The organism is Acinetobacter sp. AOR18_HL (assembly GCF_027855145.1).
In the GTDB taxonomy this organism is placed as follows: domain Bacteria; phylum Pseudomonadota; class Gammaproteobacteria; order Pseudomonadales; family Moraxellaceae; genus Acinetobacter; species Acinetobacter pittii.
The window spans coordinates 435,015-452,050 of the sequence record NZ_JAKTIG010000031.1 but is presented as its reverse complement, the minus strand read 5'-3'; the positions used below and the strand labels follow the sequence as shown (position 1 = coordinate 452,050).

At 38.1% G+C, this 17,036-nt stretch carries 17 protein-coding genes and 2 pseudogenes; 13 read left to right on the top strand and 6 right to left on the bottom strand.

Annotated elements, in window-relative coordinates; genetic code table 11:
- Window position 1: 1 nt before the first annotated feature.
- On the bottom strand, window positions 2-538 hold the full coding sequence (locus tag MKL51_RS10280; protein ID WP_017481482.1) for an NAD(P)H-dependent oxidoreductase: 537 nt from the start codon (window positions 536-538) through the stop codon (window positions 2-4).
- A 92-nt stretch (window positions 539-630) separates the two neighbouring features.
- On the opposite strand from MKL51_RS10280, the gene MKL51_RS10275 reads away from it, so the two are divergent.
- Window positions 631-1,002 carry a winged helix-turn-helix transcriptional regulator gene (locus tag MKL51_RS10275; RefSeq protein ID WP_017481483.1) on the top strand — a complete coding sequence of 124 codons (372 nt, stop codon included), beginning with the start codon at window positions 631-633 and terminating at the stop codon, window positions 1,000-1,002.
- Window positions 1,003-1,012: 10 nt separating this feature from the next.
- Here the strand turns inward: MKL51_RS10275 and MKL51_RS10270 are convergent, their stop codons facing one another.
- A complete protein-coding gene (locus MKL51_RS10270; RefSeq protein WP_057089989.1) occupies window positions 1,013-2,872 on the bottom strand; it encodes an AAA family ATPase in 1,860 nt (619 codons plus the stop codon).
- A 291-nt stretch (window positions 2,873-3,163) separates the two neighbouring features.
- Here MKL51_RS10270 and MKL51_RS10265 point away from each other — a divergent pair, with 291 nt between their 5' ends.
- From MKL51_RS10265 to MKL51_RS10250, 4 genes are read left to right on the top strand one after another with little or no spacing between them, the layout of a single operon-like run.
- Window positions 3,164-3,289: a hypothetical protein gene (locus MKL51_RS10265; protein ID WP_001000625.1), complete on the top strand. Its 126-nt coding sequence runs from the start codon at window positions 3,164-3,166 to the stop codon at window positions 3,287-3,289.
- 4 nt (window positions 3,290-3,293) lie between these two features.
- Window positions 3,294-3,728, top strand: coding sequence for a CopG family ribbon-helix-helix protein (locus tag MKL51_RS10260; RefSeq protein ID WP_001118705.1), 435 nt, complete (start codon window positions 3,294-3,296; stop codon window positions 3,726-3,728).
- A gap of 12 nt (window positions 3,729-3,740) precedes the next feature.
- Window positions 3,741-5,552 (top strand): allophanate hydrolase, encoded by a 1,812-nt coding sequence (gene atzF / locus MKL51_RS10255; RefSeq protein WP_057089988.1) that lies wholly within the window; start codon window positions 3,741-3,743, stop codon window positions 5,550-5,552.
- Window positions 5,549-6,571 (top strand): ABC transporter substrate-binding protein, encoded by a 1,023-nt coding sequence (locus MKL51_RS10250; protein ID WP_017481488.1) that lies wholly within the window; start codon window positions 5,549-5,551, stop codon window positions 6,569-6,571. Before atzF ends, MKL51_RS10250 begins: the two co-directional genes overlap by 4 nt.
- 51 nt (window positions 6,572-6,622) lie before the next feature.
- Here the strand turns inward: MKL51_RS10250 and MKL51_RS10245 are convergent, their stop codons facing one another.
- The 3 genes from MKL51_RS10245 to MKL51_RS10235 form a co-directional block, all read right to left on the bottom strand.
- Entirely contained in the window at window positions 6,623-7,504 is an 882-nt protein-coding gene (locus MKL51_RS10245) for an ABC transporter ATP-binding protein (RefSeq protein ID WP_017481489.1), read from the bottom strand.
- Complete coding sequence (locus MKL51_RS10240; protein ID WP_017481490.1) at window positions 7,504-8,448, bottom strand: ABC transporter permease; 945 nt, start codon at window positions 8,446-8,448, stop codon at window positions 7,504-7,506. The genes MKL51_RS10245 and MKL51_RS10240 overlap by 1 nt, the downstream gene beginning before the upstream one ends.
- A 95-nt stretch (window positions 8,449-8,543) precedes the next feature.
- Entirely contained in the window at window positions 8,544-8,945 is a 402-nt protein-coding gene (locus tag MKL51_RS10235) for a hypothetical protein (protein WP_017481491.1), read from the bottom strand.
- Between the two features lie 144 nt (window positions 8,946-9,089).
- On the opposite strand from MKL51_RS10235, the pseudogene MKL51_RS10230 reads away from it, so the two are divergent.
- The 7 genes and pseudogenes from MKL51_RS10230 to MKL51_RS10200 form a co-directional block, all read left to right on the top strand.
- Window positions 9,090-9,416, top strand: a pseudogene (locus MKL51_RS10230) (contractile injection system protein, VgrG/Pvc8 family); the annotation flags it as partial.
- Window positions 9,415-10,431, top strand: a pseudogene (locus tag MKL51_RS10225) (AAA family ATPase); the annotation flags it as partial. The pseudogenes MKL51_RS10230 and MKL51_RS10225, both read left to right, overlap by 2 nt.
- 22 nt (window positions 10,432-10,453) lie before the next feature.
- Window positions 10,454-11,548, top strand: a complete 1,095-nt coding sequence (tssA, locus tag MKL51_RS10220; protein WP_017481494.1) for a type VI secretion system protein TssA — start codon at window positions 10,454-10,456, stop codon at window positions 11,546-11,548.
- A 16-nt stretch (window positions 11,549-11,564) separates the two neighbouring features.
- Window positions 11,565-12,929: a type VI secretion system baseplate subunit TssK gene (gene tssK / locus MKL51_RS10215; RefSeq protein WP_005076735.1), complete on the top strand. Its 1,365-nt coding sequence runs from the start codon at window positions 11,565-11,567 to the stop codon at window positions 12,927-12,929.
- 17 nt (window positions 12,930-12,946) lie between these two features.
- Complete coding sequence (gene icmH, locus MKL51_RS10210; RefSeq protein WP_017481495.1) at window positions 12,947-13,753, top strand: type IVB secretion system protein IcmH/DotU; 807 nt, start codon at window positions 12,947-12,949, stop codon at window positions 13,751-13,753.
- 12 nt (window positions 13,754-13,765) lie between these two features.
- A complete protein-coding gene (locus MKL51_RS10205; RefSeq protein WP_017481496.1) occupies window positions 13,766-14,389 on the top strand; it encodes a hypothetical protein in 624 nt (207 codons plus the stop codon).
- A 7-nt stretch (window positions 14,390-14,396) separates the two neighbouring features.
- Entirely contained in the window at window positions 14,397-15,350 is a 954-nt protein-coding gene (locus tag MKL51_RS10200) for a M15 family metallopeptidase (protein ID WP_031945052.1), read from the top strand.
- Here MKL51_RS10200 and MKL51_RS10195 read toward each other — a convergent pair.
- Complete coding sequence (locus MKL51_RS10195; protein WP_017481498.1) at window positions 15,347-16,204, bottom strand: LysR family transcriptional regulator; 858 nt, start codon at window positions 16,202-16,204, stop codon at window positions 15,347-15,349. The genes MKL51_RS10200 and MKL51_RS10195 overlap by 4 nt on opposite strands.
- 147 nt (window positions 16,205-16,351) lie before the next feature.
- Here MKL51_RS10195 and MKL51_RS10190 point away from each other — a divergent pair, with 147 nt between their 5' ends.
- Complete coding sequence (locus MKL51_RS10190; RefSeq protein WP_017481499.1) at window positions 16,352-17,020, top strand: ankyrin repeat domain-containing protein; 669 nt, start codon at window positions 16,352-16,354, stop codon at window positions 17,018-17,020.
- Window positions 17,021-17,036 lie beyond the last annotated feature (16 nt).

Here is a 17,036-nt window from a genome sequence, read left to right as displayed (position 1 = left end):
ATTATGCTTCGGTCAAATGCTTTAATACTTTATGACCATGTTCAACAGCTTCTAATTTAATTTTTGACTCTGGGTTACCTGATAAAGGCGAAACGTCATAAAGCAAGTAAGTGGCGCTTAACTGCATTTGCGTATATTGAATTGAATATTGAACCGCTTTCAAAAAGCTATCAATTAAGTTTTCCCGATCATTCACCATATCGGCTTCTTTTTGCCCGACTGTCATACTAATAATGACTTTTTTATCTTTTAATTTGTCGCCTTGAGAGCCATAAGCAAACTGATAAGTAAAAACTTCATCAAACCATAATTTCAAAATTGCCGGCATATTAAACCAGAACATTGGATATTGCAGAATAATGGTGTCATGGCGTAGCAACGCTTCTTGTTCAGCGCTGACGTCAATTTTATAGTCTGGATAAAGCTGGAAAATATCTCGGACTTCAAGGTCCGGATAGGTTTTTATAAGTTCATTCACTATCGTTTTATTTGCAATTGATTGAGCGTAGTAGGGATGGGCCAAAATAAGTAAAGCCATAATAATGCCTTGTAGCTATAAAAATCATAGTCACTATAATTTTTATAGTATGGGTGTACAATAACTATCAAAGTTGATAGGTGGCGTTAAAAATGGCAAATACTGAAAATAAATGTGAAATCACCATGAATGGAAAAACGTATCCATGTCATATCAGTATGGCTATGGATTTGGTGGGTGGAAAATGGAAAGGTGTTATTTTGTATTATTTAAAAGATGGGCCAAAACGTTTTAATGAAATCAATCAATTAATGCCCACCATCACAGAAATGACCTTAAGCCTTCAACTTAAACAATTAGAGCAAAGTGGTTTAATCTCCAGAACCGTTTATGGTGAAAAAGCACCGATTAAAGTGGTCTATGAAATGACTGAATTAGGCCAGTCTTTTAAGCCTGTTTTAGAGTCTTTATCGGTATGGGCACATACGATGATTGGTTCTACTTATAGTCTAGAGAACAAATAAAAAAGACCGCTTATGCGGTCTTTTTAGAATCTTCATGCAAACTAAAATGTGTTTCGATACGGTTAATAAACTCTAGAAATTCATTGTTTCCATCTACATCTGTGCAACTTTCAATAATTTCCTCACAAGTGGTTGTGTGCCATAATTTCTCAATTAAATTAGTTTTTTTAACTGCAATATATTTTATTAATTCGGTATGTAATAAGACCTTCTGATCAGCATAATCATTAGGTGAAAAAACAACTTCTCCATTTGTTATGCGCGAAATAACATTTTTATGAAGATAATTTTCACATTCTCTTTTTTTCGTTAGATGGAAGACAACATGTGAATATCTTTTTTGAGTCTCTATATTCTTCTGATATTTATCACAGTTCTGCCCATCATTGTCTGAGTCAAAGAATACAGCCCATGGTTTTTGAAGCGTTTCAATTAATTTGTAATTTACCCAATGTTTTAAATTATCGCTGCCACCGCTTATTAATAACTGAATATCCCTCGCTGTAATATAATCTCTTTGAATAAGAGAATTTTCTGCGAATTTTGAAAAGATATGTTGTAGGAATACAACATCTGATACTCCCTCCACAAATATGTAACCTTTGCATTGTGTATCATTTATCGAGCCAAAAGGGTGTATTCCTAGATCATGACTAATCTTATCTAATATTTGGTTTGTATCTGCATGTTCTATAATGTGATTTTTATCAACTTTATTGATATAACGTAAGCTTGCCAGTGGTAATAAACCTGCTAATGCTGGTGTATGAGTTGTAACTAAAATCTGCGTTTTGGGAGATAGAGATAATTCTAATAATGCTTTGATAAGCATTTCTTGATAATTAGGATGTTGTGATGTTTCTGGTTCTTCAATTGCATATATTATTGACCTATTTCTAGCTTCTTTGAATTTTTTTTCAGCCTCAGCTCTGAAGAAATTTAATAAAATTAGTCTACGGACACCACTACCTCTTTTATTAACTGGTATTCCTAACTCTGATGTTAAAGTCATAGAAAAAATTGAATCCCATTTGGGATCTTTAGAAAAATTAGGTATCAAATCCTTGGCTAGGTTTGAATCCATTTCCCCAAGTTTATTTAACGTTCTCTTTGCTACATCTTCTACATTTGTCCGTATATATTCTTGTATTTCAGTTAACTTGGGCTGAATTTCAGAAAGAGCTGCTTTTATTGCTAATTTCATTGGATCTTGAACTTCGCTATCTTGATCGCTACTGTTTCTATCAGACTTAAATAATGCAAATATAGGTAAAAAACTTTTTATATTTTCCCATAAGTTTTTTGCATCTTCTTTGTTCAGTGAAATTTCTTTAGTTTGGAAAGTTAGAGCCTCGGAAGAAAAAAGAAACTTTCTTAAGCAGGTATTAGAGCGCTGGTCATCTACTTGAGTAATATCTAACCCTTTAGTTTTTATTAAGCTTTTTAACTCAGCATTTTTAAGTGTAATTAAACTATTTAGATCAGGATTTGATGGATAATTAGCGATAATTGAAACTTCGGTTGTGATTTTTTGATTTACACGGAAAGTTTTTTTGATCTCTAAAAATGAATCATTATTTAAAAGATATTCACTTTCTAAAGTAGTCTGAGAAGTGGCATCTAAACTTAAACTTTCAGGGAAGTCCTTAAATACACATGTGATAGAAGTATTTTGTTCTTCTGTAGCAAAGATGCACCGATCATTTTTCTCAAAACTTGAATTTTCAAAAAAAATATCTAAGGCTTCAAATATTGTGGACTTACCAGCATCATTTTTTCCTATAATTCCTGTTAAACATTCATCAATTAAAATTGTATGTTTTAAATGATAGCCCCTAAAGTTTTCCAAAACTATTGAAATTAATTCCATATGATTTTGACTTCATTATTTATTGTTAGATTAATCTAGCCTAAAATTTATACTATTTCTATCTAGTTAAATTATTTTATAAAAATTTTATACTTCTAAAATTATATATGCTGTTTAGCTTGATTTATTAATTTAGCCCCATCCCTGTGCATGGGGCTTTTTTCTGCCCAAAAAACACTCATAAATACCGCTCAAATCCATCAAAACCTATCTTAAAAACTGGCACATTTTCTGCATCTCTTATCAGTAATACAAAAACTGAATTTGGTAATACCAAACTAGAGGTGCGAAATGAACGATGTAAAACCTGTGGTTCAACCAAAGCCAACTTTAAAAGCCTTTTTAGTCGAATTGCTTAGTGTACGTGCAGGCGTATATATCAAGCAAAACAATCAGCCGCCTAAAACAAAAGGATAAGACTGTGGCAAAACAAAAGTTGGCTCGAATCAGTATTACCGTACCTGAAACGACACTTAACGCACTCGACCAAAAAATTGTTGAGCAGAACTATGAAAGTCGCTCGCAAGCCATTGTCGACATGATTAATAAACACTTAATTGCAGAGCAAGCACAGGCCAATGAAGTCATGGTGGGCACCTTAACGCTGCTTTATGACGCAAGCCAAATGACCTTGCGTAATCAATTGGTCGATTTACAGCAACAGTTTTTAGCACAGGTGATTAGCTCACTTCATATCCAGCTCGACCAACAAAAGATATTGCAAGTCATGTTAATGCAGGGCGCGAGTTCTGAGCTTAGACAAATTAGCCAGCAATTTATTGTGCTTAAAGGCGTGATTAAAGGGCATTTAGAACTGATGGATGCCGTGATGCCGCCGATACAGCAAAATGATTAAATGAGGAGTAGCGTGTTGAAAAATTTATGGACAATTCAAGACTGGAAAACAGCATATCAAAACGGGCAAATCCATCTTGCAGATCTGATTGGCTACGTTGCAGAAATTAAAAATGATGATAATGCATGGATTGAAATTGCATCGAACGAGCAGATTCAGGCACAAATGGATGTTTTAAACGATCAGAATATTACTGACTTACCACTATACGGTGTGCCATTTGCAGTCAAAGACAACATTGATGTCGCTGGCTTTCAAACCACTGCTGCCTGTAAAGAGGTTCAATATTTAGCGACACAAGATGCTGCCGTCGTTGCCAAGCTAAAAAAAGCAGGGGCAATTGTGGTTGGTAAAACCAACCTTGATCAGTTTGCAACGGGACTGGTTGGTGTTCGCTCTCCATACGGTGCAGTAAAAAATAGTTTTAACCCCGAATATATCAGCGGTGGGTCAAGCTCTGGTTCGTCAGTGGTGGTTGCCAATGGTATTGTGCCTTTTAGTTTGGGGACAGACACGGCGGGGTCAGGGCGTGTACCTGCGGGTCATAACAATATTGTGGGCCTTAAGCCGACAAAGGGCTGGTTTTCTACCACAGGTTTAATTCCTGCATGTCGAACCATTGATGTCATTTCTATTTTTGCGCTGAATATTGATGACGCTTGGAATATTGCCAGTTTAATGCAGGGTTATGATGAAACAGATGAATATTCACGAGCACATCCAGCCAATGTACCGACTCAATTTTCTAAACGGAAGATTGCTATTCCAGCTCAGCTTGAGTTTTATGGTGATGCTGAATCTAAAAAAGCTTTTTTAGTTGCAGTCGAGCGCGTAAAAAAACTGGGTTATGAAATTGAGAGTATTGATTTCAGCGCGTTTAATGAGCTTGCTGCCGCACTGTATAACGATGCATGGGTGGCAGAAAGAACAGTCGCCGTTGAACGCATGACAACACGTGAAAAGGCTCATCCAGTCATTGCCCAGATTATTGCACAGGCAGATAAATTCAAGGCAATAGATGCACTTCAAGCCGAATATAACCGCGCCTTTCTGGCTCGAAAAATTAATTTGGCATTACAACCTTTTGATGCCTTGATGGTTCCGACAGCACCAACCATTTACACCATTGCCGAAGTTGAAGCCGACCCGTTGACTAAAAATGCGCACATGGGGGCCTATACCAACTTTGTCAATTTTGCCGATCTTTCGGCTTTAGCCTTACCAAATGTACTCCGTGAAGATGGCTTACCAAGTGGAGTAACTTTTATTGCACCAGCTTGGCACGATCAGGCACTCGCCAATTTTGCGCAGCTCTGGCAAACCGAAACATCGCTGAGTTTAGGTAAATCAACTCAACATTATCAAAAAAGTCTAGAAATCCAATCGAATCATTCAGTGCAGCTTGCTGTAGTGGGAGCACACTTAACAGGCATGCCACTTAATTTTCAGCTCACTAGCCGTAATGCCACTTTGCTCAAGAAAACCCAGACCGCAGAGACTTATAAACTCTTTGCCTTGAAAAATACCACGCCACCAAAGCCGGGACTGCAATGTGACGCAGCAGGTACGTCCATTGAAGTGGAAGTGTGGGATGTTCCTTTAGCAAATTTTGGAGCCATTGTGGCTGAAGTGCCTGCACCACTTGGTATTGGGAACCTGAAATTAAAAGATGGAACATGGGTCAAAGGCTTTATTTGCGAAGCTTATGCCATTCAAGATGCAACCGATATTAGCCATTTTGGAGGCTGGCGAGCCTATATAAAGTCACTCAATCAAACTGCTCAAAATGTTGTTAGTAAAAATGTTGGGGAAGTTTCTATATGATTAAAAAAGCGTTGTTATCCGTATCTATTTTATCGGCAGTTATATTGGGTGGGTGTGACAATACCGCTAAAGTGCCTGAGGCTAAACAAGATGCTCAGGCATCCACAAATACAAAACCAATTACCATTGGCTATAGTGATTGGCCGGGCTGGGTGGCTTGGCAAGTGGCTATTGAAAAAGGCTGGTTAAAAGAAGCAGGGCTAAATGTAGAGTTTAAATGGTTTGATTATTCGGCTTCTCTGTCAGCCTTTTCCGCAAATCAGCTCGATGCTGTGTTGGTCACCAATGGCGATAACTTGGTAACTGCTTCGGGCGGTACGCAAGGCATGATGATCATGGCAACGGATTATTCTGCGGGCAATGATGTCATTATTGCAAAAGAGGGCATTAATACCATTCAAGATTTAAAAGGAAAATCGATCGGTGTTGAAAAAGGCTTGGTTGATCATCTTTTACTAGCAACAGCTTTAACCGACCATAACATTAAAGCGAATGAGGTGAAGCTAGTAAACTCAGCCACTAACCAATTACCCCAAGTGTTTAATAGCCCTGATATTTCCGCGATTGCTGTTTGGCAACCTGTTGCAGGTCAGGCATTAAAAGCAGTGGCAGGCTCTAAAATTATCTACACCTCTAAAGACAAGCCGGGTTTAATTTATGACACCTTAACAGTCAACATGAGCCATTTAACAGCTCATCAAGAGGAATGGAAAAAAATCATTCAGGTGTGGGACAAAACAGTTAAATATATTAATGATCCTGCAACCCATGCCGATGCAGTTAAAATTATGGCAAACCGTTCAGGGGTCGACCCAAAACAATATGAGCTGATGGTCAGCGGTACGCATTTATTAGATATCAATGCCAATAAAAAAGTATTTGCTAAATCTCAAGGTTTTGACTCAATTTATGGCTCGACCTATCACGTTAATAAATTTAACGTTGAAAACGGTATTTATAAAACCGAACAAAATGTAGATGGGCTGATTTATCCAGCACTCATAGAACAGCTCAAATAAGCCTAGTAAATAAAAAAGCCCAAGATGAACTTGGGCTTTTTAATATCTTTCTTATTTTTCTGTACTGACCTGAGTCATACGCGGTATTTTTGGTAAGTCTTGTAAAGCAGGGTCAAGCTCATCTTCTTCGGCGTGGACTAAATAATCTACCCGTGAACGAAGTTGTTTGAACTCAGGTGCACTCATTAAGTCGAGTGAGCGTGGGCGAGGTAAATTAACTTCAATAATTTCTTTAATTTCACCGGGATTGGCTTTGAGTGCCACAATTCGGTCAGCAAGTAAAATGGCTTCATCCATGTCATGGGTCACAAAAATAATGGTGATATCAATGTTTTGCCATAAATCCATCAAGTGCTTTTGCATTTTTTGGCGAGTATGTGGGTCGAGCGCACCAAAAGGTTCATCCATAAGTAAAATTTTAGGTTGATTAACCAAAGCTCTAGCAATCGCAACGCGCTGTTTCATGCCACCAGAAAGTTGATGTGGATACTGATTTTCATATTTTTCTAAACCAATAATATTGATCCATTCACGTGCTTGAGCTTCGGCTGTCATTTGGCTCGCCCCACGCATTTGCGGGCCAAACATCACGTTTTCTTTTACAGTTTTCCACGGGAAAAGGGTATAGCCCTGAAACACCATGCCGCGTTCAGGGCATGGACCCGTAATGCATTCGCCGTCTACTAAAACTTCTCCACTATGGTATGGGTCTAAACCTGCAATAACACGGCTTAGAGTCGATTTGCCGCAGCCAGAAGGTCCAATCACACAAATAAATTCTCTTTTATGAATTTTTAAATCGAGTTTATTTAAAACAGTGCGTTCGCTGTGACCATGCTTAAAGACTTGGCTCAGTTGTTTAGCTTCCAAAATAACAGGACGTTCATAAATTTTTTGAAAGTATTCATGTGCGTTAAATGTTGAATCGTTCATTATTTTGCTCCTACTTTCCAAGTGAACATCCGCTCACCTAACTTCATTAATAGCCAGTCACAGACCAGACCAATCACCCCAATAATCAAAATAGCCGCATAGACATTGTCAAAGTTTTGATAGCGAGCCTGTTGGGTAATAAACCACGTAATACCCGAGGTCGTACCAATCAACTCTGAAACAATTAAATAGGTCCAAGCCCAGCCCAGTAACACACGTAAGTCACGGTAAATATTAGGTAAGGCCGCAGGAATCACCACGTGAAATAAACTTTTGAGCTTATTGGTACCAAGCGTATAGCCAGCTTCAATTAAGCTTCGATCTACCATTCGGGTGGTATTAGCAATAATGAGAATTTGCTGAAATAGCGTACCAATCACAATAATGGCAATTTTAGGTGCGTCATTAATCCCTAAAATTGCCACTGCAAGTGCGCCAAAAGCAGGTGCGGGTAAGTAACGGAAAAACTCAACAAACGGTTCTGTTAACAGGGATATTCGTTTAGAAAAACCACACAAAATACCCAGTGGAATTCCAATCAATGAAGAGATAAAAAAAGCTGAAAAAACCAGTTTGATACTGTGCCATAAACTTTGATGAAACCACGGCGAATCAGGTTGTTCAGGTGGCGTAGTAAATGCAGTCACTAAAGCCTTAGCGACTTCATGGGGAGCGGGTAAATAAATTGGATTGACTAGAATACCTTGTGGTGGTGCAGAATCTCGATTGACTGCATTTTGTGCTTCGAGATAGAACACATTTTTATCAACGCGACTTCCTACTTGTAGGTAAGGAACACTTCCCGAACTCGTGATTTGTACTTGAGGATGCCAAACAAAAGGTAAATAACTGATTGCGCACCAAAGACATATTGGAATAACGAAAGAACAAATACTGAGAATCAGCTTGTTCTTTCGCGTAAATTCCTTTGCAACATAACCCATATCGAGAGCTCCCCATTTTGATCAGTATTACGATTTTCATAAAACGTAATATTGCTAAGCAAAATAGGTGCCATCTTTAAGGTGCTCCAGATGAGTTAAGAAGATGAGGGAACTAAAGTTTCATGTAAATAAATCCAATAACATTTTTCGTCTTCTACTTTAATGCAGGCTGTCGAAGTGCGTAATGTTTCGGTTTCATCAGTTTGTTGATGTTCCTGATATTGCACCCAACAATAATTTTCAAATTCGTATAAAGCTGTACTCTTAATAATGGTGATTTTTAAAGAGGATTTCTTTCCAATATTTTGACTAAATAAGTTTTTAACTTCGGCTAAGCCAATACTCCGACCTTGAACCGTTACCATCTTAAAATTTTGATCAAAACTGTTTAAAAGCGGACTCAGACTTTGTTCTGCATTTCGACCTGTAAATACATTTTCTATTAAAACATGTAGGTCAATTACACTTTGAATGGCCTGATCCATTTGTTTAGACATGATTTTTCTCCTTTAAAACCTTATCTTTCTTTTAGATAAACTAAAAAGTATGTAAGTTAAAGGAAGATAAGCTATTTTATATAAATAGACAATTCTGTCTGTTTTTTATAAAATATCGATGATTATGACTCAGTTTTTATAATAATGATGTCCCATAAAATATTTCAAATTTTAGATAGTTTAGGATTGGTCGCACAGAATCGCGTTCTTCATGTGCAATTTTCCAACGCATCATTAAACAATCAAGTTTTCTTGCAACGCATCGAGGGCGAACATACACTCAACCAAGGCAGCGTTGCTGACTTACTGTGTCTATCGACCAACGCACATATTGCATTAAAACAATTTATTGGCTGTCAGGTTGCCGTCGATCAAGTCACTGACATGGGGCAGTTTTTTAGAACAACAGGTATTATTACCGAAGCGAGCCAAGGGCAAAGCGACGGCTCACTCACTATTTATAACCTCTCCTGTTGGAAAAATGGTTAATGATGAAATTAAACAGATATTAACGCTTGAAGATAAATTGGGCGAGCGTGTAATGGGGCAAGATTATGCACTCACACAATTAGTTCAAGGCATTAAAACTTCAAAAGCAAAACTTGAAGATCCTAATAAGCCACAAGGTGTATTTCTTTTAGTGGGACCGAGTGGTGTAGGTAAAACTGAAACTGCATTAACTTTGGCAAATGAGTTATATGGTGGTGAGCAGCATTTAATCACTATTAATATGTCTGAATATCAAGAAGCGCATACGGTATCTTCATTGAAAGGTGCGCCTCCAGGATATGTCGGATATGGCCAAGGTGGGGTTTTAACAGAAGCTGTACGCCGTAACCCGTACAGTGTTGTGTTGCTTGATGAAATTGAAAAAGCTCATAGCGATGTTCAGGAACTGTTCTATCAAGTATTCGATAAAGGTACTTTAGAAGATGGTGAAGGACGAGTAATTGACTTTAAAAACACGACTATTTTGTTAACTTCAAATGCTGGTTCAAGTGCCATTATGCAGGCTTGCTTAAATAGACCTGTAGAAGAGTGGCCTACAGCTGAAGAGTTGATTGAGCACTTAAAACCAAGTTTATATAAACAATTTAAGCCTGCATTTTTAGGCCGAATGAGAGTTGTACCTTATTTCCCACTGCATGATGATCTACTTGTACGAATTATTAAACATAAGTTAGGCAAAATCACAGCAAGAATTGAGAAACAATATGGAACACAAGTCCAGTATTCTGATGATTTGGTAGAGCTCCTCTTAAGCCGTTGTACAGAAGTCGATAGTGGTGCGCGCAACGTTGATAATATTTTAAATTCTACAGTGTTACCTGCATTAGCTACAGAAATTTTGGTGGCTTTAGCAGAGCAAAAACTACCTAAAATTATCATGATTGATGCTAAAGATGACGAAATTCAATATGTACTAGACCCAGTTGTAAAAGCTGCTAAAAAAAGGACTAGTAAAAAATTGAAGTCAGAAGTTTAAAATTGAATAGAGCTAAAATTAGATGAATATTGATATTTCTGAACTACTCGAACCCATTAGTGATAGTTTGCCTTGTGGTGATGACTTTTCGTTTTCTAATGAATTTCATGAAATTAAAAAAGCCAAGACACAAGATGATTTATTACTAGATCAAGGTGATTGGGTTGCTGAGCGCAAACAAGCCGATTGGGACTTTGTAGCAAAGAACACGAGTGTTTTGCTAAAAGATAAAACGAAAGATATTCGTCTATTAACTTGGCTCTTAGAGGCTTGGACTCATCTTTATGGTTTTGAAGGTATGGCTAAAGGTTTAACTTTAAGCCATACCATGCTGAATCAATACTGGCAGGAAATTCACCCTGTTATTGAAGATGATGACTTAGATCAACGCATTGGTTTATTACAGGGTTTAATTAATCAGCTTCCGATGTTGTTAAAGAAAGTTTCTTTAACCAATACAGCTCCTTATTATAATTTGCTTGATTACGATAATTTTCTATATCACGAAAATGTTCGCCGTAAACAAACTGAAGAGTATGACAGCCAGTCAGGACCATCTGAATTAGAACAATTCGACCAAGCCATTTTTAATACTTCTAAAACTTTTCAATATTCTAATTATCAAGATTTTAGTTCAGTCTTAACCGAGTGGGATGTTTTAAAACAGACTCTTGATCATTTAATGGGATTAGATTCGCCGAGTTTTGCTGCTATTGATTCGGCATTTGAGACCATTCACAGCACATTACGTAAGATTTATAAAGCAGAAGCTTTTGGTACTGGGCTTACGCCAATCCAAGAACAGGCTACTGTTATCACGAGTTCATCTATGGAAAATCAAGGGCCTGTACAAGTTGTTTCAGATCAGCCAGCTTTTCAGCCTCAAGCACAAACGCACTTGGCTAACCGTGAACAAGCAATGAAAGTATTGCAAGAGATCGCAGATTACTTCCAAGCAAATGAACCTCATAGTCCTGTGAGCTATATGCTTCAAAAAACGATTAAATGGAGTCAAATGCCATTACACGAGTGGTTAGCGCAAGTTATTAAAGATGAGCATCCATTACAAATGGTTCAGGAAATGTTAGGTGTGCAGCCTAAAAATGAATATGAATAAAGATTGGTAAAGACATATGTTTAAAGCTGAAAAAGTCCTGTGGGGCGAAGGTTTATTTTTAAGACCTCAACATTTCCAAATTCAAGATACGTATCATGAACAACGCCTAAATCATACGGTTCGCGCAGTTGTACCTTTTTCATATGGTATTCAGAAGCTAAGTTTCGATGAAGCTCAATTGAGTACACATATTCTTGCTCTTGAGTCTGTAGAGATGATCTGGCAAGACGGTGAAATTTATCAGGCACCGGCATATGATTTATTGCCTGAACCAATTTTATTAGATGATCTTAATTTACGTGGTGAGATGCTAATCTATTTAGCATTGCCGCTTTTACAAGCAAATAAGCAAAATCTAATTGATCAAAACCAAGCGCAGAAGGGTAGATATCAATCTCACCTTGTTGAAACGCATGATTTGTTTACTAATGCTACAGAAGCAGATATTAGTTTGCTACGCCGACGTGCTGTTTTTAAATTATTAGATGTACATAGTAATCCAGACCATAATCTAGATGGTTTCTTATATCTGCCGATTGGAAAGATTAAGCGACAAAGCTCTGGCGCTTTTGAAATTGATCGGAAGTTTATTCCGCCAATTTTACACGTGGATGCCTCTGAATCACTCATTTCAAACTTAAAAAGAACACTGAATGTGATTAAGGCAAAAATTAAGACGATTCAAACCAATAACCGAGAAAATGAACAGAAGTTAATTGAATTCCGTTCAGGTGATATCGTTTCATTCTGGTTAGTAAATGCCTTAAACACAGCTCATGCTGGCCTGAATCATTTTGTGCAATATCCACAAATCCATCCAGAACGTTTGTTCTTCGAATTGTTACGTTTAGCAGGTTCTTTATTAACCTTCTCGACGGCTTATGATGTTGATCAGTTGCCTGCCTATAAACACCATAATTTACAAGAAAGTTTTTCGCAGTTAGACACGATTCTACGTGATTTACTCGATACGATTATTTCGAGTCGTTACATCAGTATTGCACTTAAAGAAATCCGCCCTTCATATTGGGTGGGAAGTCTTGAGACCGATAAGATTACTCGAGATACTCGACTTTATATTGCAGTATCAAGTAGTGCAATGCAGACACATGAGTTGATCCAGATCGTACCTTTACGATTCAAGATTGGTAGCACTTTAGATGTAGAGCAACGTGTAGTTGCTGCATTACCTGCAATTCCATTGCATCACTTGATTCAGGTTCCAACAGCGATCCCAGTACGTTCTGGTGTGAGCTATTTTGAAGTTGAACCGCATCATGAATTATACCAGCGCATGTTAGATTCAGAGACGATTTGTATTTATGTTCCGGCTGGCTTCCAAGATATCAGTATTGAACTGATTGCTGTTATGAACGCTTAAGGGTAAAGGAGAGAAAAATGTCACAATCCACTGGTGCTCCTTCTTTATTTGACGATGGGCAAATTGGAACGGGTGGGAACAATAATAGCCAGTCTCAGGCAAAGCTACAGGCAATCAATCTTATTGATTTATTGCATGATGGCTTTTATTTGGTTTTTTTGATTCGAAATCAGTATGTGCCGGCAGACGCTCAGCAGTTTCGTGAAAAAATCTTAAATTTACTCAATCAATTTGAGCAGCAAGCTAAAAAGTTGCAATTTTCAGCTGATGATATTCATGATGCTAAATATGCATTTTGTGCTTTGATTGATGAAACTATCGTAACGCAACAAGACCCAAGCTATTTTAATTTACAAAATGCTTGGTTAATTAGCCCATTGCAATTGAGCTTGTTTGGTTCTCAGTTAGCTGGGTATCGTTTCTTTGAAATTTTGGAGCAATTGCGAAGTCGTGGAAAAGAACGTCTAGCTGCGTTAGAGGTATTTCATTACTGCCTTTTGCTCGGTTTTCAGGGTAAGTACCGAATTGAATCTATTGAAAGTCTCAACCACCTAGTATCAAGAGTGGGTGATGAAATTGACTATTTAAAAGGGAAAAAAGTTGCGTTTTCGCCGTTCTCGGCAATTCCCGATCAAATACGAAATATTATTCATCGCGAAGTACCTTTCTTTTGGATTTTGATCTTTTTATTGATTTTTGCATTACTTACCTTTGCGGGTTTAAGATTTATGCTGAACAATCAAAATGATAAAGCATTATCTAACTATCAAAATGTGATTTCTGCTCCTCAAGAGCAAGCACATATTACAGTTTATTTACCTTGATGATGGAACGAAATGGCTCAGGAAAAACCAACTTCTATTCGAGTTTTACAATCGAATAAAAAAAAGCCGAAATCACCAGTACTTTATATTGTGATTGGTGTGATTGCAGGGGTGTTTGTCAGCATCTCGCTATTCCTGTTCTTGTCTCAACCGAATTCGCCTGAATCAGCAGCAATTGAGAGTAAATCAACGGAAGAGCAAATTTTAAATCAAGATGCTGTACATTCTTCAGATGAACAAAATCAGGTTGTTGTAAGTCAAGATAACGAGACGGACTCAATGAGTCGTGATGGCTTTGAAAAGCCAAAAGATAATGAGTTAAGCAATATTTTTAAACCTGTTCCACATAAAGCTGTTGCTACGAATGAACAACGAGTTTCACCATTTGATGAGCAGCTAACAGGTGAAAAGAAAGTTCAGATTGTGCCTCAACTACAGACAGGTACAGCTAAAGCGACTCAACCTAAAATACAGCCAACTCAGCAAAAACCTGTGAGTAAGCCGCAGCAGCAACAAGTGGCGCAGGCTAAACCCGTAGTTGAGAGTAAAGCTCCAGCCGAACCAGAACCTGAGGTTGAGCCACCTAAGGCATCGGTAGATATTAAAATTACACGAAGTCCTTTTGCCGTGAATTAATGAACTGATGATGATCTTTCTCATTTTCTTTTGCTTTACATGTTTAGCAATTGGTTTAGCGTTTTTAATGTCTTATGAACTCAGGAGTAGAAGCAAAGATTTTGTTTTGTCATTACTGCCCCAAGGGCGTAAACAGCTTAATCAGGTTAGGCAATTTGCCCAAACCATGAATCAGGCAGCTGCTCCTGAAAAATTACAATCTCATTGGCATTTACAGCAATGGTGGATTGTAATTGCAGGCTTTTTCTTGTTTGCCAGTATATTAGTTTTTGCTTTTACTCGTCCAATTAGTTCAACCCGAATTGAAGCTGAATATCTGAAAAAAACAGATCCTCAAATTTATGCACTTTTAAATGGTGAAATATTATCGCCACCGCCAGAAGTAGATGAAAGCCTAATTGAAGCCGCAATTGTTGAGGCGACGCAGTTAGAGCAGCAATATTCGTCTCAAAATAGTGGAGCTATTAATTCTTCACCGATTGATAACGCCAGTTTCGATGGTCGAGCTATTCTGGACACAAATTTAGTTGATCGTAAATGGGACAAAATGAACCCACGCTATAAACAGCGTTTACTCATGGTCTTTAAAATCATGAAAGAACAGTATGGTTATGAGTTGGTTCTATTAGAAGGCTATCGTAGCCCAGCACGTCAAAATATGTTGGCGGGCAATCCAAATACGACTAGAGCAAGGGGGTATCAAAGCTATCACCAATTTGGTTTAGCAGCTGATGTAGCATTTAAGCGAAATGGAAAAGTGGTTATTTCTGAGCGAGATCCGTGGGCAATGCAAGGCTATCGATTATATGGTCAAGTCGCCGAATCGGTTGGTTTAACTTGGGGTGGACGTTGGAAATCTATCCAAGATTATGGGCATACTGAGTTCCGTATGCCGGGCTTAAGAAAAACTCAAGAAATGGCAGAAAAACTGATTGCTGAAAGTTCGAATGATATAAGTTAAATATTGATTGAGGATTGAAAACGTTCTTGTAAAACAGACGTCATTTTATCCACAAGCTGGGAAATTATCCCAGCTTTTTCCCATGTGTAAATTGAAACGGCCATAGGCGGCACAGCTCCTAATGAATCATATCGACGTACTCTCCGTCCATTGGTCGTAGCTACAGGTAATAAAGATAATCCTAATCCTGTTTCAACACTGACTAACACGCTTTCTAGGCTACTACCCGTAAAGGCAATATACCAACGTCGCCGTTCGCGCTCTAAGGTTGCGAACATCTCATCCCGATAAAGTCCGCCTTGAGGAAAGGTCACTAAACTCATGGGATCAGACCATTCAGTTGTTGAATTCGAACTTTCAAACCATGCCATTTCTTCTGGGAATGTAGCGTGGTGATCGGCACTAGCAGCAGGTTCTTTGACAATAATAATATCGAACTCACCATTCCGATAACGTTCTGTTAGGTTCCGACTTAAGCCAGAGGTTACATCTAAACGAATGGAACGATGCTCTTTGGCAAATATACCGAAAACTTCAGCCATTGCAGGACTCATCATATCTTCTGGTAAACCAATACGAATGGGAATACTTCCTGCCGGATCTTTAAGTAGGGCCTCAGCTTCCTGTTGGAGAGTCAAAATCCTTTGCGCATAACCAATTAGATACTCTCCAGATGCCGTCAATTTGAAAGGTCTCGCTGTCCGATCTATAAGGGCATGACCGACAGATTCTTCAAGTCGTGCTAACTGCTGGCTAACTGTTGATTGAGTCAGGTGTAATCGATCGGCAGCTGTGGTAAAACCGCCAGTTTCAAAAATAGTGACGAAAGCACGTAAAAGGCGAGGATCAAACATATTAGGTACCGCCACACTTAAAAGCCGATAAGATAAATATTTATAATCTTAATACTATCGATTCAATAATTTAATTTCCAAATACTTTTGGTCGTGTTTATTCTATTTGCAAAATGTTTTGCCATAAATTTCTATTGGGAGACCAGCATGCGTAAGTCACTAATATGGATGAATCTGATTGTTGTATTAGGGACTTCGGGTTTTACAAATATGACGAATGCAATGGGTGAGTATCCTTTACATCAGGCAGTGATAAATAATGACACACAATCTATTAAACGGATTTTATCTCAAAAAGCTTTAATTGATGAGAGAGATGAAACTGGTTCGACTGCTTTGATGGTCGCTACAAGAGCAAATAATGTACATGCTGCTCATATGCTGATAGAGGCTGGTGCCGATGTAAATGCAAAAGACAATATTCAAGACAGTCCATATTTATATGCTGGTGCACAGGGATATTTAAAAATTCTAAGAATGACACTCATGCATGGTGCCGATTTAAAAAGTATTAACCGTTACGGTGGAACTGCACTCATTCCTGCAGCGGAACGAGGCCATGTTGAAACAGTTCGTACATTAATTGCGGCCGGTGTAGATGTTAATCATGTCAATAATTTGGGGTGGACGGCATTACTTGAGGCCATCATTTTGGGAAATGGAGAACCTAAATATCAACACATTGTAGAGCTTTTATTAAAGGCAGGTGCTGATCCGAATTTGGCTGATAAAGACGGCATAACTCCCTTACACTATGCGCGGTCACGAGGATACCGTGAAATTGAAAAAAGACTTCTTGCAGCTGGTGCAAAATAGAAAGTGAGAGTATGTG